This window comes from Vibrio sp. KMM 9700 (assembly GCF_058545285.1).
Map to the genome: position 1 here is coordinate 374,971 of NZ_CM178590.1, position 25,302 is coordinate 400,272.

At 40.2% G+C, this 25,302-nt stretch carries 25 protein-coding genes; 13 read left to right on the forward strand and 12 right to left on the reverse strand.

What is annotated here, in order from left to right; translation table 11 throughout:
- Positions 1-145 precede the first annotated feature (145 nt).
- Entirely contained in the window at positions 146-1,249 is a 1,104-nt protein-coding gene (locus AC2VOY_RS12945) for a GGDEF domain-containing protein (RefSeq protein WP_491834019.1), read from the forward strand.
- Here AC2VOY_RS12945 and AC2VOY_RS12950 read toward each other — a convergent pair.
- Positions 1,246-3,174 carry an acyltransferase family protein gene (locus AC2VOY_RS12950; RefSeq protein WP_491834020.1) on the reverse strand — a complete coding sequence of 643 codons (1,929 nt, stop codon included), beginning with the start codon at positions 3,172-3,174 and terminating at the stop codon, positions 1,246-1,248. The two genes, AC2VOY_RS12945 and AC2VOY_RS12950, sit on opposite strands and share 4 nt — an antisense overlap.
- Before the next feature lie 283 nt (positions 3,175-3,457).
- Between AC2VOY_RS12950 and AC2VOY_RS12955 the strand changes: the two genes are divergently transcribed.
- The 5 genes from AC2VOY_RS12955 to AC2VOY_RS12975 are packed head-to-tail and all read left to right on the forward strand — an operon-like array spanning position 3,458 to position 7,126.
- Positions 3,458-4,249, forward strand: a complete 792-nt coding sequence (locus tag AC2VOY_RS12955) for a transporter substrate-binding domain-containing protein (RefSeq protein WP_491834021.1) — start codon at positions 3,458-3,460, stop codon at positions 4,247-4,249.
- 15 nt (positions 4,250-4,264) lie between these two features.
- On the forward strand, positions 4,265-4,933 hold the full coding sequence (locus AC2VOY_RS12960) for an amino acid ABC transporter permease (protein ID WP_491834022.1): 669 nt from the start codon (positions 4,265-4,267) through the stop codon (positions 4,931-4,933).
- A gap of 10 nt (positions 4,934-4,943) precedes the next feature.
- Complete coding sequence (locus AC2VOY_RS12965) at positions 4,944-5,594, forward strand: amino acid ABC transporter permease (protein WP_491834023.1); 651 nt, start codon at positions 4,944-4,946, stop codon at positions 5,592-5,594.
- A complete protein-coding gene (locus tag AC2VOY_RS12970; RefSeq protein WP_491834024.1) occupies positions 5,581-6,309 on the forward strand; it encodes an amino acid ABC transporter ATP-binding protein in 729 nt (242 codons plus the stop codon). The genes AC2VOY_RS12965 and AC2VOY_RS12970 overlap by 14 nt, the downstream gene beginning before the upstream one ends.
- A gap of 1 nt (position 6,310) precedes the next feature.
- A complete protein-coding gene (locus tag AC2VOY_RS12975; protein WP_491834025.1) occupies positions 6,311-7,126 on the forward strand; it encodes a MurR/RpiR family transcriptional regulator in 816 nt (271 codons plus the stop codon).
- Positions 7,127-7,138: 12 nt separating this feature from the next.
- Here AC2VOY_RS12975 and AC2VOY_RS12980 read toward each other — a convergent pair whose 3' ends face one another.
- From AC2VOY_RS12980 to AC2VOY_RS12995, 4 genes are all read right to left on the reverse strand, one after another.
- Complete coding sequence (locus AC2VOY_RS12980; protein ID WP_491834026.1) at positions 7,139-7,843, reverse strand: GntR family transcriptional regulator; 705 nt, start codon at positions 7,841-7,843, stop codon at positions 7,139-7,141.
- A 16-nt stretch (positions 7,844-7,859) separates the two neighbouring features.
- Positions 7,860-8,720: a DUF7916 family protein gene (locus AC2VOY_RS12985; protein WP_491834027.1), complete on the reverse strand. Its 861-nt coding sequence runs from the start codon at positions 8,718-8,720 to the stop codon at positions 7,860-7,862.
- 87 nt (positions 8,721-8,807) lie between these two features.
- Positions 8,808-10,532 carry a PTS transporter subunit EIIC gene (locus AC2VOY_RS12990; RefSeq protein ID WP_491834028.1) on the reverse strand — a complete coding sequence of 575 codons (1,725 nt, stop codon included), beginning with the start codon at positions 10,530-10,532 and terminating at the stop codon, positions 8,808-8,810.
- A 31-nt stretch (positions 10,533-10,563) separates the two neighbouring features.
- Complete coding sequence (locus AC2VOY_RS12995; protein WP_491834029.1) at positions 10,564-10,881, reverse strand: PTS lactose/cellobiose transporter subunit IIA; 318 nt, start codon at positions 10,879-10,881, stop codon at positions 10,564-10,566.
- Between the two features lie 259 nt (positions 10,882-11,140).
- Between AC2VOY_RS12995 and AC2VOY_RS13000 the strand changes: the two genes are divergently transcribed.
- The gene (locus AC2VOY_RS13000; protein WP_491834030.1) at positions 11,141-12,193 is read left to right on the forward strand and encodes a Gfo/Idh/MocA family oxidoreductase; all 1,053 of its coding nucleotides are present in this window, start codon (positions 11,141-11,143) and stop codon (positions 12,191-12,193) included.
- Positions 12,194-12,313: 120 nt separating this feature from the next.
- Here the strand turns inward: AC2VOY_RS13000 and AC2VOY_RS13005 are convergent, their stop codons facing one another.
- A complete protein-coding gene (locus AC2VOY_RS13005) occupies positions 12,314-12,514 on the reverse strand; it encodes a restriction endonuclease subunit S (protein WP_491834031.1) in 201 nt (66 codons plus the stop codon).
- 128 nt (positions 12,515-12,642) lie between these two features.
- Here AC2VOY_RS13005 and AC2VOY_RS13010 point away from each other — a divergent pair, with 128 nt between their 5' ends.
- Complete coding sequence (locus AC2VOY_RS13010) at positions 12,643-13,521, forward strand: DMT family transporter (RefSeq protein WP_491834140.1); 879 nt, start codon at positions 12,643-12,645, stop codon at positions 13,519-13,521.
- A 34-nt stretch (positions 13,522-13,555) separates the two neighbouring features.
- Here AC2VOY_RS13010 and galM read toward each other — a convergent pair whose 3' ends face one another.
- The gene (gene galM / locus AC2VOY_RS13015; RefSeq protein ID WP_491834032.1) at positions 13,556-14,596 is read right to left on the reverse strand and encodes a galactose-1-epimerase; all 1,041 of its coding nucleotides are present in this window, start codon (positions 14,594-14,596) and stop codon (positions 13,556-13,558) included.
- A gap of 210 nt (positions 14,597-14,806) precedes the next feature.
- On the opposite strand from galM, the gene bla reads away from it, so the two are divergent.
- The gene (gene bla / locus AC2VOY_RS13020) at positions 14,807-15,721 is read left to right on the forward strand and encodes a class A beta-lactamase (RefSeq protein WP_491834033.1); all 915 of its coding nucleotides are present in this window, start codon (positions 14,807-14,809) and stop codon (positions 15,719-15,721) included.
- Here the strand turns inward: bla and xapA are convergent.
- From xapA to AC2VOY_RS13040, 4 genes are all read right to left on the reverse strand, one after another.
- A complete protein-coding gene (gene xapA / locus AC2VOY_RS13025; protein ID WP_491834034.1) occupies positions 15,684-16,505 on the reverse strand; it encodes a xanthosine phosphorylase in 822 nt (273 codons plus the stop codon). The genes bla and xapA overlap by 38 nt on opposite strands.
- 140 nt (positions 16,506-16,645) lie before the next feature.
- On the reverse strand, positions 16,646-17,788 hold the full coding sequence (locus AC2VOY_RS13030) for a succinylglutamate desuccinylase/aspartoacylase family protein (RefSeq protein ID WP_491834035.1): 1,143 nt from the start codon (positions 17,786-17,788) through the stop codon (positions 16,646-16,648).
- 16 nt (positions 17,789-17,804) lie between these two features.
- The gene (gene rimK, locus AC2VOY_RS13035; RefSeq protein WP_491834036.1) at positions 17,805-18,710 is read right to left on the reverse strand and encodes a 30S ribosomal protein S6--L-glutamate ligase; all 906 of its coding nucleotides are present in this window, start codon (positions 18,708-18,710) and stop codon (positions 17,805-17,807) included.
- Positions 18,711-18,825: 115 nt separating this feature from the next.
- Positions 18,826-19,272 (reverse strand): ATP-dependent zinc protease family protein, encoded by a 447-nt coding sequence (locus tag AC2VOY_RS13040; protein ID WP_491834037.1) that lies wholly within the window; start codon positions 19,270-19,272, stop codon positions 18,826-18,828.
- Positions 19,273-19,742: 470 nt separating this feature from the next.
- Between AC2VOY_RS13040 and AC2VOY_RS13045 the strand changes: the two genes are divergently transcribed.
- Entirely contained in the window at positions 19,743-21,185 is a 1,443-nt protein-coding gene (locus AC2VOY_RS13045; RefSeq protein ID WP_491834038.1) for a peptidoglycan DD-metalloendopeptidase family protein, read from the forward strand.
- A gap of 94 nt (positions 21,186-21,279) precedes the next feature.
- On the opposite strand, the gene AC2VOY_RS13050 is transcribed toward AC2VOY_RS13045, so the two are convergent.
- Positions 21,280-21,618 carry a Rho-binding antiterminator gene (locus AC2VOY_RS13050; RefSeq protein ID WP_491834039.1) on the reverse strand — a complete coding sequence of 113 codons (339 nt, stop codon included), beginning with the start codon at positions 21,616-21,618 and terminating at the stop codon, positions 21,280-21,282.
- Between the two features lie 365 nt (positions 21,619-21,983).
- On the opposite strand from AC2VOY_RS13050, the gene msrB reads away from it, so the two are divergent.
- The 3 genes from msrB (at position 21,984) to AC2VOY_RS13065 (ending at position 25,280) form a co-directional block, all read left to right on the forward strand.
- The gene (gene msrB, locus AC2VOY_RS13055) at positions 21,984-22,424 is read left to right on the forward strand and encodes a peptide-methionine (R)-S-oxide reductase MsrB (RefSeq protein WP_491834040.1); all 441 of its coding nucleotides are present in this window, start codon (positions 21,984-21,986) and stop codon (positions 22,422-22,424) included.
- Between the two features lie 223 nt (positions 22,425-22,647).
- The gene (locus tag AC2VOY_RS13060) at positions 22,648-23,136 is read left to right on the forward strand and encodes a tetratricopeptide repeat protein (protein ID WP_491834041.1); all 489 of its coding nucleotides are present in this window, start codon (positions 22,648-22,650) and stop codon (positions 23,134-23,136) included.
- A gap of 191 nt (positions 23,137-23,327) precedes the next feature.
- Positions 23,328-25,280: a hypothetical protein gene (locus AC2VOY_RS13065; RefSeq protein WP_491834042.1), complete on the forward strand. Its 1,953-nt coding sequence runs from the start codon at positions 23,328-23,330 to the stop codon at positions 25,278-25,280.
- The last annotated feature ends 22 nt before the right edge of the window (positions 25,281-25,302 follow it).

Genomic DNA, 25,302 nt, shown 5'->3' on the forward strand with positions numbered 1-25,302 from the left:
ATTCAACAGGCGCTTTAGTTACTTATTGTCTATCTAATTCACGATCAAAAATGATTTATGTAACGCTTTATGTCTTCCCTTGTATGACTAAAAATATTTAGTATCATAGCGTTAAGCTATACCCATACATTTAACAGGGAAAACTATGCAGCACTACATGCTAAACCTCGCACAGCAGCTTCGTATTGGAGAACATGAAATTGAGCGCCGAAAAGTATTTTTAGGGCTCACTATTGAAGATGAGCAAAACCTAAAGACCCTTCTTCCATGGATAAAACCGCATGTAAAAGCTTTAGTGAAAGACTTTTATGAATTGCAGCTCCAAATCCCTGAGATTGCTTTTATTATTGGTGATTGCAAAACTCTCTCTCGATTACATAATAATTTAGAGCAATATGTTCTGGATCTGTTTTCAGGACGCTATGATCTTGCGTATGTTGAAAAACGTTTAGAAATAGGAAAAATACACCATAGAATTGGCGTTAGCCCAAGGCTTTATTTATCCGGCACCAATCAATTACAAATTTTATTAGAAAACTTAATAGAAGAATATTCAGAAGAAAAGCAGCTCAATAGCAAACAGTTAAAACAATCAATGCGCAAAATACTCTATCTTGATAATCAGTTTATCTTTGATACCTATATTGCAGCGCTTCAATTTGAAGTTCAAAGTGTGAATGACCAACTTGAAGCCTATGCAACAAAGCTTCAGAACAAAGTCAATCAACGTACCAAAGAGCTGCTCGAGCTTTCTTTACATGATCCCTTAACCAATTTATATAATCAACGTGCATTTCATGAGCAAACCGAAATGTTGACAACAATTATCGAGCGTCAACAAAAACATATGGCTGGAATTTATATTGATGTGAATAAATTCAAGTCTATCAATGATAACTATGGTCACCTTGCAGGTGATGAAGTGCTGGTCAGCCTCGCAAATGCTATTTTTAAAACCATGAATAAAACACAAATTTCCGCGCGCTTTGGTGGCGACGAGTTTTGTATTTTGTTACCTGAAATGGATATCCAAGCATCCGCTAAGCTTATTCATAACTTATTAGCTGAATTTGATAACCTTTGTCCATATCCTGCAACCTTGAGCATAGGCTGTGCATCCATAAACCCAGTCCAAGGCTATAATCTAAAAGAAATGCTGCGACGCGCCGATACTGAAATGTACCATGCAAAAAAAGCTGCCCATCAGTCAGGTAGGCATGAAATAAATTTGGATTTAATTAAAGTTTAGCCTTTAAATATATCTTCATAAATGCTGGATATCACCTCAGAGCCATATTTACTTAAGTGGTCATCATCCATATATAAAGGCACGCCTTTTTTGCTGCCATAGCAAAATTTATCATCACACAGGTAGGGAATGGGATCTAAAATTTTAATATGGCAATTTTTCTGTGCTTTATCTTGCAGCGTATAGGCTATTTTTTGCCTCTGCTGATACGCCTCAAAAGGGATCTTGACCACTTTTTCAGGATTAACAAACATAGTTTTTGGCACATTGATTTTTAACTCAGGAATCGAACGCACCACATACACTGGGTTGTGTTCACTAAACTCACAAATCGTATCATACATATGCTTGGCAAGGTTGTTGCGATAAGCACTGTCTCTTTCTGTAAACGCTTTATCAACAAAGCGGTATGGCTTGATATCAAACGGGTTTTCATTCATCCCATAAAAATTTTGTGACCAGCGATTAATCATAATTACCGGCACGCCCGGATAAAGGTTGCCCACATCTTGGATACTTTTGGCAACAAACTTTCCGCAATTGGCATTCACCTTATTGCCATTTTTATCCACACTATAGAGGCCTTTAATCGAGTTGCATGCTGACAAGCCAAGATCTAACACTGACTGCCCATGTCTTGCAGCAAGCTCGCCAATCGTCTCAACTTGCGCCCTTGCATGACTGTCACCGACAACAATCGCACCAATAGGTCCCTCTCCAAACATGCAGTGCGGTCCATTGCCATCTTCATCGACCTTGCCACACTCTTTTTCTCTTGGATTCTTTTGTTGCTGCTTGGTGATCATCAAATGCGTCTCATCCAAGCGAATCGAGTTATTTAAGCCGCCATTTGCCAACACATAGTGGCCAGCGCTTGCTAGCACTATCATTAAGTAAATAGGTTTACATTTAATGTATTGCCCAAGGTGGCTAAAATCATTTCTAAATTTAATGCTTTCGATATATTTATTGCTGACAAAACCAAGCACAATCGACACCAGCATCCCAATATAAAGCGCCTGCTGAGAAAAATGAAAGAAATTGATCCCAACAAAAATCGGCCAGTGCCATAGATAAATGGAATAAGACCACTTGCCTATATATTGAAATGGCGCATTCGCGGTTAACACACTGTCTTGACGCTGCGCTTGAATCAGCAAAAATGCGCCAAGCACAGGAACTAAGGCTAAATAACCCGGCCACGGCGTATCTTTGGAAATAAAAATATATGAACAAAGAATCAAGCCTATGCCTAAAGCTTCCCAATATTTCTTCTTTTGCTCGCTTAATTTAAACGGATATAGATAGGCTACCCCGCCAAGCATCATTTCCCAAGCACGGTTTTGAAATAAATAATAGGCAGGATTAGGCTCGCTAAAGGTTGCAACAATACCGAGAATAAAGCTAATACATGCGGCAAGAGCGACCGTTATTTTTAAGGATTTTAATGATAAGAGTTTGCTCAAACCAAGCAAGATAATCGGATAGATAATATAAAACTGCCATTCAACCGATAATGACCAAGTATGTAACAACCACTTTTCTTGTGAGATAGGTGCAAAATAGCCCACTTCACCGCTATAAGTATTATTTGAGGTAAAAAGCATGCTGGCATGAACATGCTTGCCTAATAATTTATAATCTTGCGGGGTTAAATACAGCCAGCCCATCACCAGCAATGCGGCGCATAATACGGCTAAAGCAGGAATGATCCGATTGGCTCGAGCGGCGTAAAATTTTAGTAGGGAAAATTGCTTTTGCTCCAGACCGCGAAAGATTATCCCAGTCATTAAAAAGCCAGAAATAACAAAGAAAACATCGACCCCAGCAAACCCGCCAGGCAGCCAATCTGCATTGTAGTGAAATAACACCACTGCAATCACGGCGATGGCTCTTAAGCCATTTATATCTTTTCTAAACTGCACATTTAACACCTATTAATCCAGTATAAGATTATGGTATCTCAAGCTAGCTAAGCAGCCAAAGGTGTTATTTTAATACAAATAGATAGCGTGCATTTTATTGAAGCGATTTCACACTTTGCACTATTAATATGCAAACTGCACCAAAAAATTCCTCTTCGAATCGCCCGTATGCGTAAGGAATAAGAATGAAGCCTGATATACAAAGTGCTTTAACAGATGGCACGATTGTTGCTTTTATAAATATAAATGAATCAATCGTTTCATATTTTAAAGGACTAAACCCATGAAAAATCTATTTCGCAAGTTATCTTTTGCCTTGATGGCAAGTTTGTTATCTGTCACCTCACTTTTTGCTCATGCAGATAAACTTTCGGACATCAAAGACAGAGGCGAGCTTATCGTCGCTGTGCCGCAAGACTTCCCTCCTTTTGGCTCAGTTGGTACTAACTTACAACCTCAAGGATATGATATTGATACAGCGCAATTCCTAGCAGATGAGCTTGGTGTCAAGCTAAAACTTATCCCTGTCACAAGCGCAAACCGCATCCCTTACCTACAAACAGATAAAGTCGACATTGTTATCTCAAGCTTAGGCAAAAACCCATCTCGTGAAAAAGCGATCGATTTTACAGATGCATATGCGCCTTTCTTTCTAGGTGTATTTGGTAGCACTGAAGAAAAAGTCACAGATGCAGCTTCATTGGCAGGCAAAACTGTCGGCGTCACTCGTGGATCGGTTGAAGATATTGAACTTTCTAAAATTGTTGGTTCAGACGTGACAGTCAAACGTTTTGAAGATAATAACGCGACCCTTTCCGCTTACCTATCAGGTCAAGTATCTTTAATTGCAACGGGTAACTTAGTCGTCACAGAGATCGCAACACGCTATCCAGATAAAGCACCAGAGACGAAGTTCATGTTAAAGAACTCACCTTGCTACATTGGTGTTAAAAAAGGAGAAGAAGCCTTTATTGCCGAGCTAAATACACTTATCTCGAAAGCAAAAACACAAGGCAAATTTGAAACTCTTTCACAAAAGTGGCTCAAAGCATCCTTTCCAACTGAGTTAATGTAAAAGACAGGGCCAATTATGTATCAACTTGATTTTAAAAGTTTATGGCCCTACCTACCTGAGTTTATCTCAGGTACGGTGACGACCATAGAAATCACAATACTTTCAACTGGACTTGGCTTATTGCTCGGAACTTTGTTAGCAGCCGCTCGTACGGGTAAATCTGGATTTATATCTGGGGTTTCAGCAACCTATATCGAAGTTGTGCGTAATACCCCCTTCATTGTGCAACTATTTTTTATCTTCTTTGGGCTACCTGCACTTGGACTGAAAATGACAGCATGGCAAGCGGGCGTATTAGCTATGGTGCTGAACTTAGGGGCTTATAGTGCAGAAATAATTCGCTCCGGAATTGAAGCTACAGCCAAAGGGCAATGGGAAGCAGGCCGAACATTAGGGCTAACTAAACGACAAATTTTTATTCGCATCGTCCTGCCACCGGCATTTCAAAAAGTTTATAGCGCGCTTGTTAGTCAATGCATCATTGTTATGCTTGGTTCTGCCGTGCTGTCACAAATTTCTGTCGAAGACCTAACCTTTGCTGCAAACTTTGTGCAATCTCGAAGCTTTTTAAGCTTTGAATCCTACATTTTAACCGCCGCAATTTATTTAGTTTTATCCATTGCCATGCGCCAAGTTTTCTATTGGCTCAAACGTACTATGTTTAAAAACCCTGCTTTGTCATAAGGAATTGACTATGACGTCATTTACAGATTGGGATATTTTAAGAAACCTGTTGTTAGCTGCCCGTTGGACATTGCTACTGTCATTACTAGCATTTTTCTTTGGTGGCTTACTTGGTATGATTTTGACTTACTTACGCTCACTCAAAAGACCGATGTTTAATTGGTTAATTAATTTCTATGTTGAAATTTTCCAAGGCACGCCACTTTTAATGCAAATGTTCCTCGCTTTCTTTGGCCTATCATTACTTGGCATAGAAGTCAGTGCATGGACAGCCGCAATTTTGTCTTTAACCTTATTTAGTGCAGCCTTCTTACATGATATTTGGCGCAGCTGCATCGAAGCTATTCCAAAGGGGCAATGGGAAGCCTGCCGTACGATTGGCATGACCTACTCTCAAACCATGCGCTATGTCATCGTCCCACAAGCTTGGCGCATGGCAATTCCACCAACAGTTGGCTTTTCAGTGCAAATTGTAAAAGGTACAGCGCTCGCTTCAATTATCGGTTTTGTCGAGCTGACTAAGGCTGGAACTATGTTAAATAACGCAACTTTTCAGCCATTTAAGGTATTTGCTATGGTTGCTGTCCTTTATTTTGTTATCTGTTTCCCACTTTCATTATTCGCACGTCACTTGGAGTCCAAACATTATGTCTCTCGTTAGTATAGATAAAGTCCATAAATTCTATGGCGAAAACCATGTTTTAAAAGGTGTTGACTTACGTATTGAGCCTGGCGAAGTTATTTCTATTATCGGTCGCAGTGGATCAGGCAAGAGTACCTTATTACGTTGTATTAATGGCTTAGAAGAATTTCAAGAAGGCGCAATCATCGTTGATAGTCAAGCGGTTGAAAATGATGAGTACAAACTGCGCGAGCTAAGCCGAAGTGTCGGCATGGTGTTCCAAAACTTTAATTTATTCCCACATATGACCGTGGGTGAAAATGTCATGCTTGCACCAAAACTTGTGTTAAATAAACCAGATAAAGATGCGAGAGAAAAGGCCAAGGAACTCCTTGCAAAAGTTGGACTTGCCGATAAGTTTGATGCTTTTCCAACAAGCCTTTCCGGTGGGCAGCAGCAACGTGTTGCCATTGCTCGCTCCCTTGCAATGTCACCCAAAGTGCTTCTATGCGATGAAATCACCTCAGCGCTTGATCCAGAATTAGTCGGAGAAGTTCTCAAGGTGCTAGAGCAGCTCAAACGAGAAGGCATGACTTTGATTTTAGTTACTCATGAAATGAACTTCGCTCGTGATGTAGGCGATAGAGTCGTGTTTATGAATCAGGGCAAAGTGTGGGAAATCGGTGAGAGTAAGGAAGTGTTTGCTAACCCTCAAACTACTGAACTACAAAGCTTTTTATCTGCAGTCTTGTAATATGGAAAAATACTCAAACTTAAAGGATAAAATCCAAGAGAGCTATCCAGATTTTAGCGCAGGGCATATTAAGGTTGCAGATTATATCCAGTCAAACCCTGAACAGCTACTCGTCCAATCAACCAATGAGATCGCACAATATTGTGAGGTCTCAAAGGCTACAGTGAGCCGTTTTATACGCAAATTAGGTTATAAGACGCATCAAGAACTGAGAAATGAGTTGCTCGATGTCAGGGAGCAAGGCATGCCAATGATCACGCAAGATAATATGAGTGATGCCTTGAGTGCCGATATCGAAGCCCTTTATCAGCTTAATATACAACTCCAAAAGCTTGATATGCCCTGCTTATTTAAACAAATCAGTACCGCACGTAAAATAGTTATTATTGGCTTTCGAAATAACTACCCTGTTGCATTGCATTTAAGACAGCAACTTCTTCAATGCCGCAATCAAGTCTTGGTATTTCCCACTACAGGACAGACACTCAGTGAAGAGTTGGTTGATATTACCGATGATGACTTTGTTATCTTAATTGGAATCAGGCGGCGCACACATATGTTTAAGGCTTTGATTCAGCATTTAGCACGCTTTAATACTTTATTAATTAGCGATCAATCTGGACAAAAATATGCGCAACAATGTCAGCATTTTCTATTATGCCCAATGAATAATCAAGAGCCGCTCGATAGTTATGCTAGTCCTATGGCGGTAGTCTCTTATCTTTGTAACCATATCTATCGTAATTTAGGACACAAGGCCAGCAATCAAAGCAGTCAAATATCTAAATTATATCAAGAATTAGGAGAGCTTGAGTAAATTCAAGAAAACTCAATTTCTCACATACATGGTTTTAAACTGATAAGTATCACAAGTATGTTTGGCAATTGAATACTCAAATAACTGGCCGTTATCAAGGTAGGCATTTTGTTCAACACAGACAAGGTGTTCCCCAACTTGGACGCTTAATAAGTCACTTTCTTCAGGGGTAGCATTGCCAATGGTTATCATCATATTCGCGCTATGCACACGATATTTCAGATCATTTTGAATATAGTCATAGATAGAATCTTTGACATGGGTCACCGTTAAGTTTGGGATCACGGTTACTGGCATATAGGTATGTTCAATAATTGACGGCACCCCATCAATCACGCGCACACGCATAATATCATAGACAATATCGCCGAATTGGCATTTGAGTTTATCCACAATATCTGCATCTGCTTCGAGCACTTTAAACCGTAGCACACGAGTCGTAATTGTCTTACCTGAATGCTTATAGCTCGCTTTCGTCCCTAAAAGGTGGGAATCAGGGTGGGTCTTAGTTGGCTGTTTGACATAAGAGCCGGAGCCGCGCTTGCGCACTAAAAGCCCATCTTTAACCAAGATATCCATCGCCTTTTTAAGCGTAATTTCACTACAACCAAACTCACGTGCTAAAGTTTTACCATCTGGTAATTTTTGTTCATGAGTATAAATCTGAGAGTGAATTCTTGACTTAAGCTCTTGATAGATATCTTGATATTTAACCATAACGACCTGGGTTTAATTAACGGGCGAGTGAAGCAGCCATTCTAACATATGTGTGACGCTTGCCACGAATCGCGACTGAAATACTTTGCACGGCTTCTGGCGCGGGAATGCCAGAAATACCTGCATCACCAAAATTAATCATATCTGTGCCACAACGTTTGCTGGCAAGTCCTATTTCTCTTATTGTATCACAATCAGAACCTTCTTGGCTCGAGCTAATCGTTGTCGCAGCCACAGCGCCCGCTTGATGGATCGCCTCAATTGCAGCTTCAACTCTTGCTTCTGATGAGAGGCGTACACTGCCAGGTGCGGGGATAATGACCACATCAGCGCCAGCATTAGCAAAGCTGGCATACAACTGTCCTTCAGCAACACCAGAAGAAAGGTATTTCACCGCCATAATCAAACCATCAAAATGTTGTTTTGCCACTTCAATTGCTTCTAATAATAAATCAGATGTGATCCCTGGTTTGTCATAGGCAGTTAAACAAATAAAATTTGCATGTTGGATATTTTTTAAGTTTTCAGCCGTAAACGCATTAGGTGCATCTAATTGATCTTTTGGTAAAACTTGTAAACTCACGCCAACCAATCGACCTGTGAGCTTTTTAGTTTGCGCGATTGCATCAGCGCCAAAGCTTTTATCTGCGCCAGTCATAGTCAATGCTTGCAAATCCATACTTTTGATTAAAATTAGATCTGCGCCAAACGCACATAAAATTTCCGCATTCGAAACGCCTGGGTAATAAGGCGACGTATTGGCATCAAATTCAGCCATGATGACGCGACCTTCAGCCGCCACAATCGAAGATTTAAACCCTTCTGGGCTTGGCTTTTGCGCAAAATCACTTGCGCGGCAATCGAGTAAACGTTTCATATATTTTCCTTTTTAAAAAGGGCTTATCAACACTTGTTTTTTACGAAAGTGAAGACTCACCCCATCTAGTTAATTTAAAGACGGCGATTATATAATTTGTGCAACCTGCATGAGTGCCGCTTCACCATCGAGTTTGGCAAAGAAACCCGGATTAATTGGCTCAATCGGCAAGCTATGTAGCGTAATATCTTGGATTTCGCCTTTCATATATGCCAATTGCGGACCAAGTAAGATGAAGTCAACTTTCTTATATTCAGCTTCCACATTTGCAGCGCTCATTGCATAGACTTTAGTTTCAAGCCCAATCTTATTCGCATGTTGTTGCATACGTTTTGCCATCATCGAAGTCGACATGCCTTCGTTGCACACGAGCAGTACTGTTTTGCCATTGAGAATAGAAATATCCGCTTCCTCACTCGGGGATACCTGTACCTCTTGAGCAGCGCTTGCTTGCGGAGCAACTTGTGCATTGTCTTGATTGGCATTGGCATGGGCAACTAAATCTTCTGCCAATTCTTGCTCTTTTTTGCGCATCATGCCGCGCTCATAAGCCATTAGGAAAGGCAGATAACAAACAACCCCAATACCGAGCAAAATGATCTGCAAGATAGAGTTACGAATATCCCCGCCTGAACCTAAATAACCAGATAAAATTGGCGGCACAGACCAAGGGGTATACACAACAATACGTCCGACTAGATCAGCAGCTGTGACATAGTAAGCAATCACATAGTTAATCATTGGATAAAAGATAAATGGGATGATTAAAAGTGGATTCATCACAATTGGAAACCCAAAAATAACCGGCTCATTGATGTTAAATAAAGATGGCACAGCAACCGTTCGAGCAAACTTTTGGTGACTTGAAATACGTGATTTCACCAACACAGCTAACAAAAGCGCAAGGGTTGATCCAGTACCACCAAGATGACCATAAAGATCGCGGAAAGGTAATACGATAATATGTGGCGGGACTAAGCCTGCTGCAAATGCGGCAGTATTTTCGTTCATTGCCGCAATCAAAGGTGGCTCTAAAATTGGGTTTACGATCCCTGATGGGTGGATACCAATAGAGAATAAGAAGTTAGCCAAAAAGCTTAACGTCATAAAGCCGGGCAAACCTGTTGTAATATGCACTAGCGGTGCTTGAATTGCTTTTTGTACCGCTTCATATACTTCATAACCAGTAAAGGTAAAAGTTAAATGCGATAGCATAGCAAAGCAGCTAACGGTGATCATAATCGCAAACAATGAGTTAAACGAATCCGATACCATAGGCGGCACATCATCGCCTAAATTAATGCGAAAACGCTTATTGTTAGCAAAAAATAAAAAGATCTCTGTAGAAAGCAAACCGCCAATCACTGCCATAAAGACCCCACCAGTACTTAGCAATGCATATGGCGCTAGACCTGAGACTTCAACCGCAGTTTGTGCATCCGTTGGTACCACAGACCAATGACTTGGCATCAAAGTAAAAAAGCAAGCAAGTGACACCATGGCAGGGATTATCGGGCTTTCAAAACGCTTTTTGGTTGCAAGGTTAAATGCAACTAATACCGCTAACATCACTGACAGAATGTTCATCGTACCGTTTAATGCTTTGGTACCAAATTCTCTCCAATACTGACTTGTTTCAATTGAAATATAGCCTTTCAACATGCCTTCAGGATCTAAAATAACGAAATTAAAGACAATCATCAGGCCTGCAAGAACCAAGAAAGGGATCGCGATAATAAAGCTATCGCGCAGGCTTCTTAAGTGGGCTTGTGTCGCTAGCCATTGTGACCAGCGAGTTATAGTTTCAAACATAGTGCATACTCACTTACTGTTGTAAAATTAGTTACTTCTTAATTGCTTTATGCAAATCAATCAGCTCAATAATCAACTCTTTTGCGAGCATTGAGGTCATGATGTGATCTTGTGCATGCACCATAATCAATTGAATTGGTAATTTACCTTCACCTTCATCCAAACCGATTAAACCTGTTTGCACATCATGAGCACGTTTAGCCGCAGCACTAGACTCTTCGAGCAGCTCATTAGCCTGTTCAAAGCTACCCTTTTTCGCTTGTGCGAGCGCTGCAAACGCAAGGCTCTTGCATTGGCCAGCGTTTACAATCAATTCCATTACCGTTTGTTCCAGATCAAAATCTTGCATGTGTTGCTCCTAGTTATTGATGTTGCAGCTCTTACTGGCTGCTGGTTGATAGGTGGTCTTTTTTCAACTTAACAGCATCACAAAAATAAAAAGACGACAGAGATCACAATAAATAAAAACATATGGTTATCTTCAATATAAAGAACTCAATATTATTATTTGGTGATTCATGTCACATTAAATAGGCATTAAAATAAATTACCATATAGTTATTGAATATAGCCATTCAATAAAAGAATATTAAATAACAGGAGTTTGGATGAAGATTGCATACGTAGGATTTGGCAAGAGTACACATAGATACCACATGCCATTTGTTGATAAAGCGAAAGATTTTGATGTTGTAGGTTACTACACAACATCGGGGCGTGAATTTGATATGCCTTACCCGCCCCTTGCCAATAGCATTGAACGATTTGATAATTTTAAAGAAATGCTAGCCACAGATGTGGAAGTGATTGCCATTACCACACCAGCACCTTTTCATTATCAATATGCAAAAGAAGCGCTACTTGCTGGTAAACATGTCCTTGTAGAAAAACCTTTATGTGACACCCTTGAGCAAGCCCAAGAGCTCTATGCACTAGCAAAAGAACAAGGCGTTAAACTCGCGCCGTATCAAAACCGCCGCTTTGACAGTGACTTTTTAACCATTAAAGAAATTCTAGCGCGTGATGATATTGGTAAAGTGATGGAAATCGAGTCCAATCATACCCACTATCGCCCAGATGGCGCAGCTAATCGCGGAAATATGTATGACGGTAGCGTGTTTGGCCACGCGGTGCATTTTGTCGACCAGATCGTGAGCTTATTTGGTGAGCCTGATGAGATCATCTACGATATTTGTAATCAGAAGAATTACTATATTGGCGAAGGCATGTCGTACGGCGACAAAGATATTCCTGAAGATTATTATGATATTAAGTTTATCTACGGCAATATGCGTGTACGCATTCGCCACTCACAACTCATTGTGAACGATCCACCACGTTGGATCATCAATGCGACAGAGTCCACCACTGAAAAGTATTGGATTGATCAACAAGAAACTTACTTGAAGAAAGGTTTATATTTAGATCACCCAGATTTTGGCATCGACACACCAGATGGCTTATGTAAGATTTATTTCCGTGATCGCACGGTACAAGTACCGGCAAAATATGTCCATTATACAGAGTATTACAACCAATTTGCGGCATGGCTACAAGGCAAAGCAGATGCTCCTGTCACCGAGAACGAAGCCCTAATTGTGATTCATATTCTTGAGACGATTGCGGGGATGAAGAAATATCAGCCACTTGGCTTAAAGTAAAGCTTTATGCAAAAATAAAGAAAATGTATGACTGCATCTTCAAGGATGAAGGTAAAATAAATCCGCCGTAAATAGATTAAATTATTTGCGGCGGATTTTTAATTCACATTAAAGAATAAATTAATGCACTGGGGTTTGGTTTTCTTGGTTAAATTTACCAAAAAATTCTTCAAGTATTTCTGGCGTCAGTTCACCTTTCGCTTCAAGCTCTTTTAATTTCGCAGCAATCGCTTTTTGCTCTTCAATGCTTGGCAGTGGAACTTCTGGCGCATCCCCTACTTCAAGGTTCATTTGTTCAAGTTCTTTTTCAAAATCAGACATGGATCTTTCCTAACAGATTTAACGTATCCGCCTATTTTACATGCTTTCATAGATACGTGCCAATTTTAGCGCGATTTTGCTATCATCAAGCCTTTCCTCTCTTTTATCAAGGATTCACTTTGACTCAAATCACCCCAGTTCGTGAGCCGATAATTCCAATTGGCGCCCAGTTTATGCTTTTATCTGCGCTTGGCTTCTCGCTGATGTCTGCGTGCGTCAAATATGTCTCGATTCACGGTATTCCAGTGTTTGAAATTGTCGCTGCACGCGCCTTGGTCTCACTCATCATTAGCTACTTGGATGTCAAGCGCAAAGGGATCTCGATTTGGGGGACACATAAAAAGCTTTTAATTGCACGTGGTAGCTTGGGCACCTTGGCATTAATGTGCGTCTATTATGCACTCACCACTCTGCCATTAGCCGAAGCGACCGTGTTGCAATATACCTACCCAGTATTTACGGCTGTGTTAGGTTGGCTTGTATTAAAAGAAAAAATATCTGGCGCAACCTTTACCTGCATTAGTCTGTCGATTCTTGGCTTAATTGTCATGGTCAGTCCCAACTTTAGCGCAAACCTAACCGATGATCTGCCAATTTTTAGCGTATTGATAGCATTACTCGGTGCATCCGCAAGCTCAGTCGCATATATAGTGGTAAAGACACTCAGTACGAAGGAAGATAGCTCTGTGATTATCTTTTATTTTCCTATGATTGCTCTGCCTGTGTCACTTGTCATGATGCTGATAAATAACAGCTTCGTGATGCCAGATATCTGGTTAATTGGCGTGTTGATTTTACTAGGCATTTTTACCCAAGTGGGACAATTTGCACTGACTAAAGCGATGCAAAGCCAAGCGGCATCCAAAGCCTCAGCTTATTCTTATGTGCAAATTGTCTTCTCGACGCTACTGGGTTTTATCCTCTTTTCAGAAATTCCATCACTGTGGACATATTTAGGGGGCGGATTAATTATTTGTGGCGCCTTGATTAATTTAAAATCTAAATAATCACCACAGGCGGCAGCAAAATAAAGCGAATCAATTAAAAAGCAAAGCGATATACAGTTCGATATTGATAGCTTTGATTCGCTAAAAGCCTCGCATCATGCTCTTGCGGCCAATCTTGATTGGGTGAATCTGGCAAGAACTGAGTTTCCAGGGCTAACCCTTGATGCTTCTGATACTGACCTGTGCGTGATGGCGTACCGGCTAAGAAGTTGCCCGAATAAAATTGCACACCAGGTTTTTCCGTTAGTAGTTCCATCGTCACTTTTTTATCACTCGAAACTAATCGCGCGACTGGCGTTTGCGCGTCACAATCTTGTGGGTCAAAGGTATAAGCATGATCATACCCTGCCGCTATTTTTTGATCTTCATCTCGCAGCAAACGCGCACCGACTGTCTGCGGCGTCGTAAAATCAAAATTTGTGCCGGTGATAGATTTAAGCTCTCCCGTTGGAATAAGGTCGTTATCAGTTGGTGCGTAATGAGTTGTTTTTAAAAATAATTCATGCGCTAAGCAATCTTTTCCTGATTCCGCGCCATCTAAATTAAAATACGCATGATTGGTTAAATTGACCAAGGTATCTTTATCTGAAGTAGCGCAATAATCGATACACACTTCGTTGTTATCAGTCAGGGTAAAGGTGACTTCAAGGGTTAACTTGCCAGGAAAGCCTTGATCGCCATCTTCTGAGGTTAGACCAAAGCGAATCTGCTTATTATCATGTGCTAACACTTGCCACACTTTCTTATCAAAACCTTGCGCACCGCCATGTAAAGCATGCTGCTCACCGGCCGCTAAAGCGATTTGATAGACTTTTGCGCCTAATGAGAATTTCCCACCCGCAATACGGTTGGCGTAACGGCCCACTGTTGCACCTAAAAACGCAGTATGCTGCTTATAATCTTCTAAATTATTCATTCCTAACAAGACTTCACGTCCACCATCTAACGGCAGAGTTAAGCTCACCCAAGTCGCGCCATAAGGCATAAACGAAGCTGTTACCCCTTGTCTATTTTTAAGTGTATACGTTTCCATTTTTGTTTGCGCGTTTTCGAATTCAATACAAGATTCAGGCATACTACTTCCTATTTATTTACAGTGTAAATTGACTACCCTAAAGCTAAAAAACAGCATCTCTAGGATGATTTGTCCATCATAAATAAAATCCAGACTTGGAGTTTAACTTCCTTGGTGTGAATGTGAAGTCAGCCGTAAAATTTTTTACTAAACCTATATCGCATAAGCTGTTATATTTGCAAAATTTCAAACTTTACAGCAGTAAGAATAATGAACAAATTTATAAAAACAGGCCTGCAGATTGGTTGTAGTTTCTTTTTAGCATCAAAACTTATAGCAAGCCCGGCCACAGATTCATTTACAGATATAAAAACGCAAATTCAGCACCAAGAAACCAAACTCTCCGCTACCATAGGAGTTTCTATTTTAGATACGGCAACGACACAAGAGTGGGGCTACCAAGCAGATAAACGCGTTCCACTAACCAGTACGTTTAAAACACTCGCTTGTGCAAAACTGCTCCAAGATATCGAGCAAAAGAAGGTTTTAGCAAGCCAAAGTGTTCTAGTACGGCAAGCCGATCTCATCACCTATTCGCCAGTTCTCGAAAATTATGTAGGTAAATCCATTACACCTAAAAAAGCCTGTGAAGCGGCGATGCTAACAAGTGATAATACGGCGGCGAATATTGTGTTAAATGCCATTGGCGGCCCAGCAGCATTGACTGAATATCTGCATCAAGATTTAGATGATAAAGTGACACGTCTTGATCGCTTTGAGCCGGATTTAAATCAAGTGAAGCTGGGTGATCTGCGAGATACCACAACGCCACAAGCTATGACTCAAACCTTATATAAATTGCTATTTACACAGAGCCTGAGTGCGCAAAACCAAGCCCAGCTTAAAGACTGGTTACTTGCTAATCAAGTGACAGGGAATTTATTACGTGCAGTCTTGCCAAAAGGTTATAGCATTGGCGATCGCTCTGGCGCCGGAGATTTTGGTGCTCGCGGGATCACAGCTGTGATTTGGGAACCAATCGAGGAAAACAAAAACGCTCCTATTATTGTGAGTATTTACATCACGCAAACAGAAGCGAGTATGGAAGATCGCGATCAAGCGATTAAAGAGATAGGAAAGGCAATCTTTAAAGCGTTTTCATTATCGCCAAAATCAACGCAATAAAGTCTTTTTCAGCGAGCTTGGCGCATTTTAATGTTTGCGCATGCGAAAGCTCAACATCGCCAAGCCCTTCTGCCATATTGGTAATTGCGCAAAGGGCTAACACTGGCAAACTACAATGCGCAGCGGCAATCACTTCCGGCACAACCGACATCCCCACAACGTCACCACCAATGGTTTGCATCATGCGAATTTCAGCCGCAGTTTCAAAGTTTGGCCCCGTATAAGAAACAAAAATGCCTTGATTAAGGTGGATGTTTTCATCTTTTGCGACACTTAAAGCTTTTGCACGCAAGTCTTTATCATAAGCATTCGCAAGGCTGAAAAAGCGCGGACCGTATTCATCATCATTTGGCCCTGTCATTGGTGACTCTGGCATAGTATTGATGTGATCGCTAAAAACAACCAATGATCCCACATCAATACGCTCAGGGCGAAGTGAACCGGCTGCATTGGTGACTAACATGAACTCACAACCAAGACGCTTGAATGTACGCACTGGGGTGTTCATGATCTTCATGCTTTGGTGCTCATAATAATGACCGCGTCCTTTCATGCAGGCCACTTGTACACCATTTAATGTGCCCAGAACCAATTCACCACTATGACCTTCAACTGTGCTTACAGGAAAACCCGCCAACTCTTCATATGGGATCACCACTTTATCTTCAAGTTGATCAGCGATAACGCCTAAACCTGAACCTAAGATCATCCCCACCTTAGGGGCAAAATTAGGCTTACGAGCGTGGATCGTTGCAAGCGCTTGAACGACAGGATCTTGATGCATGGGTATTCCTTAAGATTTTGATTAAAAAAGAGATAGGTACTTATTTTAGCAGAAAATAACAAGGATGATATGGTAAAGCGGAAAATTCCCCCCTTTTGATTGGGGGGATAAGTGTAGTGAAGAATAAAAGTTAATCGACGTTAAATATCAGCGCCGATAATACCGGTTGTGATGCTTTGATCATTCGCATCAACTTGCTCGAGAATGTCTTCTAGATACAAACCGACATGTTCGCCTACTTTCTCTGCATCTTGAGTGAAATAAGCCAGATGGAAAATTGCATCCCCTTCATTGACCAAAGGTAATGTTTGTTGGCCAATCACTATGCCATTTTTTGGCGCGCGCACTTCCACTTCATGATGCCCAAGTGGCGAGTTGATATAAGCTAAGATCTGGCCTTTATCTACTTTTTCGCCCAAGGTCACAATGGTACGCAGCATACCATCTTCATTGGCACGCACCCAATTGGTGGATTTCGCGATAATAGTGCCATCTTCTGATTTCGCAGAAATTTTCGAATTATCGCTCACTTTCACAGCTTTTTTACGCAATTTCGGCAACATAGAGAGATGGCGCATGACACGCACAACCCCTTGTAAACCAGCATTAATCGCAACTGGTTCAAAGCGCAAGGCTTCCCCTGCTTCATAAGTGAGCACAGGAATACCGCGTTTTTCAGCCTCTGCGCGCAGCGAACCGTCACGCAATGCGGCATCGATAATCACGGGCGTACCAAACGCCTGCGCCATCTGCAAAGTTTCTTCATTATCTAAACAAGCGCGAATTTGTGGCAAGTTGGTACGATGAATCGCACCTGTATGTAAATCAATAATATAATCTGCTTTGACTGCCACCTCTTCAAAAAAGGTATTAGCGACCCTTGACGCCAATGATCCCGTTTCACTGCCCGGAAAACAACGATTAAGATCGCGTCTATCGGGTAAGTAACGTGATTTATGGATCACACCAAATACATTCACAATAGGCACAGCAATTAAGGTGCCTTTGAGTTTGCTCGCGTCTATTTTTTCAATTAAACGGCGTACAATTTCAACCCCATTGAGCTCATCCCCATGAATGGCTGCATTGACCATGAGCACAGGCCCTTGGTATTTACCATGGATCACCTCAACAGGGATCGACAACGGCGAATGTGTATATAACTTAGCGGACTCCAGATAGAGTACCTTACGCTCGCCAGGTAAAATACTTTGTCCGAAAAGCTCAAAAGGTTTATTGCGTTTTGCGCGCGTTGTTTTTTGGGTTGAAGATTCGTCTGTCATATAATTATCTCTACAATCAGCCTTTACCACGAGTCTTAATGCCGCGAGTGCTCGCATTTTTCTCGATAAACTCAATAATCATACCGGCAATGTCTTTGCCTGTTGCTTTCTCGATTCCCTCAAGGCCAGGTGATGAGTTCACTTCCATAATCAAGGGACCACGTGATGAACGTAAAATATCTACACCTGCAACATTTAATCCCATGATTTTAGCCGCCATCACTGCCGTTTTGCGCTCTTCAGGGGTAATTCGCACAAGTGATGCGCTGCCGCCACGGTGCAAGTTAGAGCGAAACTCACCTTCTGGTGCTTGACGCTTCATCGCAGCAATCACGCGATCGCCGATCACAAAACAGCGAATATCCGCGCCGCCAGCTTCTTTAATATATTCTTGTACCATGATGTTGGCTTTAAGCCCCATAAAGGCTTCAATTACGCTTTCGGCTGCTTTGCGCGTTTCAGCCAATACCACACCAATGCCTTGGGTGCCTTCTAAAAGCTTAATCACAACTGGCGTGCCGCCAACCATTTCTAATAAATCTTTGACATCATCAGGTTTACTGGCAAACCCTGTGATTGGCATGCCCAAGCCTTTACGTGATAACAATTGCATTGAACGTAATTTATCGCGTGAGCGCGTAATCGCGACAGATTCGTTCACAGGGTAAACCCCCATCATTTCAAACTGACGCAATACTGCCGTACCGTAAAAAGTCACTGATGCACCAATACGTGGAATAATTGCATCAAAATCAACAAGTTCTTCACCTTTAAAGTGAATCTGAGGTTGCTCGGAATTGATATTCATATAACAACGCAACGCATCAATGACTTTGACTTCATGACCGCGCTCTTGGCAAGCTTCGATTAAGCGCTTAGTTGAATACAAAGAGCGATTGCGAGATAAAATTCCTATCTTCATTTTAAATATCCTTAATAACCATATGGTTATATATTTATCGCAAGCTCAGATCTTGTGATCTGTAAGGCGATGTAAAAAGTAAATTCGCATAAGTATGCAAAATAGTATTCGGTCTTTATTTTTGCTGGAGTAAAAAAGATGCTTCTGGGTCAACCAAGATTTTGCCATGCATCGCAGTGCGACCAAGCAACATACGAAAACGCATTGAGTCTCTATCGGTTAAAGTCATTTCAATTGGCCATTGTTCATGACCGATATCAAGCATTGTTTCAATCACATAGCGCATTTCAACATGACCACCAGAATCTCGAACTTCACGCTTATCCACGACTTTTGCGCAAGTTTCTAGAGCGATTTCGGTATTATTTTGTTCGGGATGTATCCAAAAACGCACCCATAATTCGTTTTCTTGGGTGAAAGGCTCAATTTTATAAGTATGTAAACAAGAAGTACGCGCACCGGTATCAACTTTTGCTTTAATTTTGTCAATTCCAAGTGCTGGAAGTGCGACAAATTCGCGCCAACCGACTGCATATTTTTGTTGCGCAGAATTTATATTCATAACTCATTCTTAACATTAGATTAAAAAATGTAACACGCTTGAGTGTACAATGTATCAACTAATGTTGCTAAGGTATTGCGAAATATTTTTATGTTATCGATAAAAATCCTTTCATATTCAGCAAACGATTAAATCACGCCCCAAAAACAGCCTCAAATCTATATATTTTCGTCTAACAAAAACCCAACTGTATGTTTTTTAACCTATATTTTTCATCCTAAAAAAAGAATGTAATAAAATGCAAAAAAACTATGGTGATCATAGAACTTTTATGGAAATCTATACTCTTACAGTAGCTAAATTGGTCTTTAATCCCAGTTATCTCATTTTTTTTGATCTAAACATATAACTAGCTCAAAAAAACAGCTACAATGACGCCTTATAAATTAACTAATTTTTTATGATTTGGCTAAACAAAGTGACTTGTTTAGCGGGGTCATCAAACTAAAACATTAAAGTACATATTAATCATGAAAAAGCATCAAACAATCGCCCGACTGATAAAGTTAGCATTAGCCGGCGGTGCTGCGATGATTGCTCTACAGGTTTTTTTGCCCGTTGCAAATGAGCCAAGTCAACCCATCCAGCTTAAGATTTCAAATTTGCTGCATTTAAAATCAGCGAGTGACAAGGAAAATGTTGACGCTGTGATCAACAAAAACTCACCTCAGGAAAACAAGGTGAATGATCAGGCCGAGATGTTACAAGTCCCGAGTTTATTTGTTAGCCAAAAAGAAGTCGCATCCGCTAAAACCAAACAATTAAGCACAGAAGTACCAACTTACGAATATACAGTAACCAAAGATGACCTTAAAAAAGGTGGCATCATTGATAAGTTATTCGATGAAATTGGTCTTTCTAAAACAGATAAAGACAATATCTTTGAATCTGACTTTAATAACCTTTCTTTAGATAATATCGAAGATGGTGATGTGTTACGTTTATGGGTCAAGACAGATCCTAAAAAAGGCCCTGCGCTAAAGAAGATGGAAGTCGAGTTTAACTTGGCAGACCGCGCCCTGTTTACTCGTAACGCTGACAATTCTTTTGATTACACAGATATTCATCTTCCTGGTGAATGGCGTGATACACCAATTAGTGGTGAAATTCACGGTAGCTTCTCTGTGTCTGCGCTAAAAGAAGGCATCCCATATACACAAGCAGATCAAATTGTCCGTCTACTTAAAACCAAACTTGATTTTCGTCGTGATTTACGTGCGGGTGATCGCTTTGAAGTGATCCAAAGCAAGCAATACATCAATGACAAACCAACAGGTAATTCAGAAATCAAAGCGGTTCGCATCTATACGCGTAATAAAGAAGTCGAAATTTACCAATATACAGATGGTCAATTCTACGATGAAAATGGCAATAGCTTAGATCGCGCATTTAACCGCTATCCAGCGAATCACAGCTTAGCTGTGACGTCTAAATTCAACCCATATCGTCGTCACCCTGTGACAGGACGTGTATCACCACATAATGGTGTTGATTTTAGAGCAAAAACTGGGACACCAATTCTTGCAACAGGCGATGGCGTGGTCACACTTGCCACCTATCACCCATATGCGGGTAACTATGTTGTGATCCAAAACTCATCTAAGTATAAAACTCGTTTTATGCATATGAGTAAAATGCTAGTTAAACCAGGTGACTCGATTACACGTGGTCAAGTCATTGGCCTTGCAGGTGCAACTGGCCGCGTTACAGGGCCGCATATTCACTATGAATTCATGGTAAATAATAAACCTGTGAATCCAATGACAGCTGAGATCCCAATGGCGCATGAAGTTCCGGCGAAAGATAAACAAGCGTTTAAATCGCGTATTGCAAAAATAGATAACCTGTTTGAACGTCAGCAACAGATGCTTGCACAAGCTGATACGAAAAAAGCATCAAAAGAAGATAGTTAATCTGCTTTGATCAAAAACGGCTCCTAACTTTATTTAGCATCTTGCTAATCGAAGTTAGGAGCCGTTTTGTTATGGGCATAAGTATTCGTTTAAATTACATCCAAGGGATCATGTGAGGCTTTCTTTTTGATGCAGACAGATCCAACAATTGATGAATATAATCGATCCGCAACCATACAATTTGCGGATTCTCTAGATCCTGCATAAAGCCTTCACCACGGGTTAAGCCATGGGTGAATGCACTTTGCTTTCCAGACAACATAAAGTTTTCAATAGCAAGCCATTCTCCTTGATCTTTAATCGTTTTTAGATCTCTGGCATACCCAGTCACTGTCACGTCAGAGCGCAATGAAAGCTTGAGCTTTTGACTACGCATACAGCAAATTTCAAGTTGGTCATAGTACTCACAAGGTAAAGATTGATATGCTTGCATAGGTGTCTCCTAATCAACGTCAAAGCTAAGTTCTAGCTTTTACTATGTCTCATATATAGAGTATGAGAATCTTATTTATATCCCATCTTTTACAAAAAAACATCATTTTTATTAATGCTAAAGCTAGCATATCTCAGAAATCAAAGTTGTGATATCCATTTACAAAAATTTAACATTTATCCTTACAAAAGCTCAGAATGTGATATTCTCAGCATATAGTTTTGAGATCATTTTTAACCTAAGTCCTTCTTTTTAAATTTGAAGAAATCACCTAAGCTAAAAATAATGAAAGTTTGTTTCTTAGAAGAGGTTCATATGGATAGCCTCTTTCTATTGGGCAGAACATAACTTGCAGGAGATAGTTAATGCTAACTTGGGAAACAGTTTTAGAACGTGCCAACAAAGGCAACCTTGAACCGAAAAAACGAGTTGAAAAAACGGAACAAGAATGGGAGAAGATACTTTCACCAGACGCCTTTAATGTGACACGCTTACGCGGCACTGAACGTGCTTTTAGTTCAGATTCTTGTACCTTATTTGAACCGGGTTTATATCAATGTGTCTGCTGTGATACCTTACTCTTTGATGCAAATGAGAAATTTGATTCTGGGACAGGCTGGCCATCCTTTACCCAACCTGTCGATGACACAGCAGTGGCATATCACAAAGATGAAACTTATGGCATGGTGCGTATTGAAGCGACCTGTGCAACTTGTGATGCGCATCTAGGGCACGTTTTCCCTGATGGCCCAGCGCCAAGTGGCTTACGTTACTGCATGAATGCAGTGGCGATGAAAAAAGCTTAATTCAACGCTTCACAATATACGCCTTGCGTAAACTTAAAAGCCAAATCATGCATGCCTCATTTATTTATGAGCTCATCGCATATTTGGCTTTTTTATTGCCTCAAGATAATCAAGCGATTACTAAAAGAGCTGAAATCTCAGGGTTTAATCGAATCTATCTTGCGAGGCTGTAGTGATTAAGGTAAGTTACAAAAACACCTTTAAATAGAAAGGAAACCTTAAGATGCAAAGACTCAACAAACCGCTACTCTTTCTCCTCGCGACTATGCTGACTGGCATATCCCATGCAAATACTCAAACCCCAGCACAAACACCAGAAGTGAAGCAACTTGAAGCTGCCGCACAAAGTGGTGATGCGCAAGCACAGTTTGAACTTGGCGCACTCTATGCCAATGGTGATGGTGTTACGCAAAGTGATGAAAAGGCTTATAAATCTTTTGATGCAGCCGCAAAGCAAGGTCACCAAGGAGCTCAACTTAGCTTAGCCTTTATGTATGCCAATGGCAGTTATGTCAAAAAAGACCTTGCTCAGTCTTATGTCTGGGGCCAAGTTGTGACACTAAATGGTATGGATGGCACAGTGGTGACAGATGTGATCAAGATGCAAGCTGAAACTGCTCACTTAAGCGATGCGGATTTTGAACGTTTAGATAAAATTGCCAAGCAATGTATTGAGACAAGTTATAAGGAATGTGCTGCAAATAAAAACTAAACAAAAACGAATTGATGCAAAATTTTTAGGTACAAGGATGTACGAACCTTTATAAAAGTGTGGGTAAGATCAATAATTAAACATTTCCTCTGAAATTTTTATGATCCATTAATCGCTTTTGTATTTCCAATCTTGAAATATCTCTTCACTGTATGAGAATACTGTTCATTAAGCCAACAGGAAGAGATTAAATGCAAATCAGAGTGATCCAACAGCCGTTATTTAAGTCAAGCGTGATCGCTATCATCTTCTTATCTATTATTTGCTACGCAGTGCTTAACGCTAACATCTTTTACTCTGACAAAAGAGTCACTGAGCATATAAAAAACACAGCTTTGAATCAATATAATTTATTTTCTGCTGAAACAAAAAACTTCCTTGATTTCATGCGCTTAACTAGCAAGAACACGGCTGCATCATGGGAAAGCATTCCTGATTGCCTAAGCGAATTTACAGTCACATCCAAGCAACGTAACTATGTGAATACAAGTTATCTTGAACAAGTAGACAAAAACCTCGTTATTTTAGGAACCGGCGATCTTTTAAATTTACCTTTAGAGACGCAAAAAGAGCTTTGCGTACTATTTAATACCGCATCCCCGATTCAACAAGCAATCAATAGCCGAAAATCAGATGCTCGCTTATACCCTGCTTATTTCTTTTTTTCTTCCGTAAATTCAAATTTTTTAATTTCTTATGATAACAATGAAAAGCTAAATATTTTTAATTACTACACCAACATAAATATAAAACAGTTTTATAAAGAAGAAGGCTTTGATGACTTTTGGGTCACGCCTATCTATAAAAACCAGGTTCTCAATAAGCAAACCATATCTTTTGTGAATACTTCTTATAATTACTACGGCGATATCGTGGGTTTTTATTACCGTGACTTTTATATTGACGATATTTTCAAGCATTTCAGTCAGTTTTTTACCCTAAAAGGGATTAACTTCCTCAACCGTGGTGACTTTGAGATCTATATCGAAGACAAGGAAATGTTTAACAGCAAGCGTATCAAAGATGCTTGGCTCCTTCCCAAAACCTATACAGCGCAAAGCCCTAAAAATGCATTTGGCAAAATGATCATCAGCCTGCGCTTGAACACTTTAGATGCGCTACTATTGCAATTTATCCTCGCGCCAAATCTGCTGATTTTCATCTTACTGTCAACCATTACAATTTTTATTTCTTTCTATTTTTACTTTCGCAGAGGCACGCAACTCACCAATTATTATTACCTCGATCAAAAAAATAAAATTTTCAATCAAAATGGTTGGGATAATTATGTCAAACCTAAATTAATTAGGCATAAAAAATATCGCTATAAGACTTATATGTTTGCGGTAGACTTTTACTACCCGAGTACAGGAAAACGACTCGAACGTACCGATGTCAATCTCAAAATATTGAGCTATATAGGCAAGGCACTACAGTCGTCGATCAAAGAGCCTAAAGACATCATTCATGGGCATGACACGCGTTTTTATATCATTTGCTATCAAAAAAATTGGCAGGAAGATGATGTTAAAAAGTGCATCATAAAGATGAAAAGAGCACTCAATAAAGCCATTCACCAGCAAATCAAACTAGAGATTCAAATGCTGTTTAGTCACTTTGAATTGACGACGAAAGATGAGGTTCGAACCGATTACTTAATTCAGACCCTAAATAAGCAGTTGAGCCTGCAAATGCTAAATAAATCAGAGTCCTTAATCAATAATCAAATTGAGAAGGTTGGCATCAAACTAGATATGAATGATGAAATGCTCAAATCTTCAATCATGAATAAGATAAATTTCGTCAAATTAGAAACTGAATTTCAAAGAAACTTAAATAGAGAAGTCAGTGAAATCTATTGTGTTGATTTAAACTATCACCTATCTACCTTAGTCCATTTGGCTTTATCTACGCATCAGGGTGAAACTGACAACCAAACCAGTTTGTATAAATATAAACAAAGAATATACACTAGCCATCAAGAGCAAGGTGTGTGTATCTCTTTATACCTATATCTTATAAATCAGATGCTTAATCTATTATTCGCACGCACTAATTTGACCCATAATGAACAGCAATGCTTGGTCAAACTCGCGACGATTGAGCAGCACTATATCTATAATCTAAGTAATCGAAACTTTTAGCTACCAACACGCAAGGAATCGC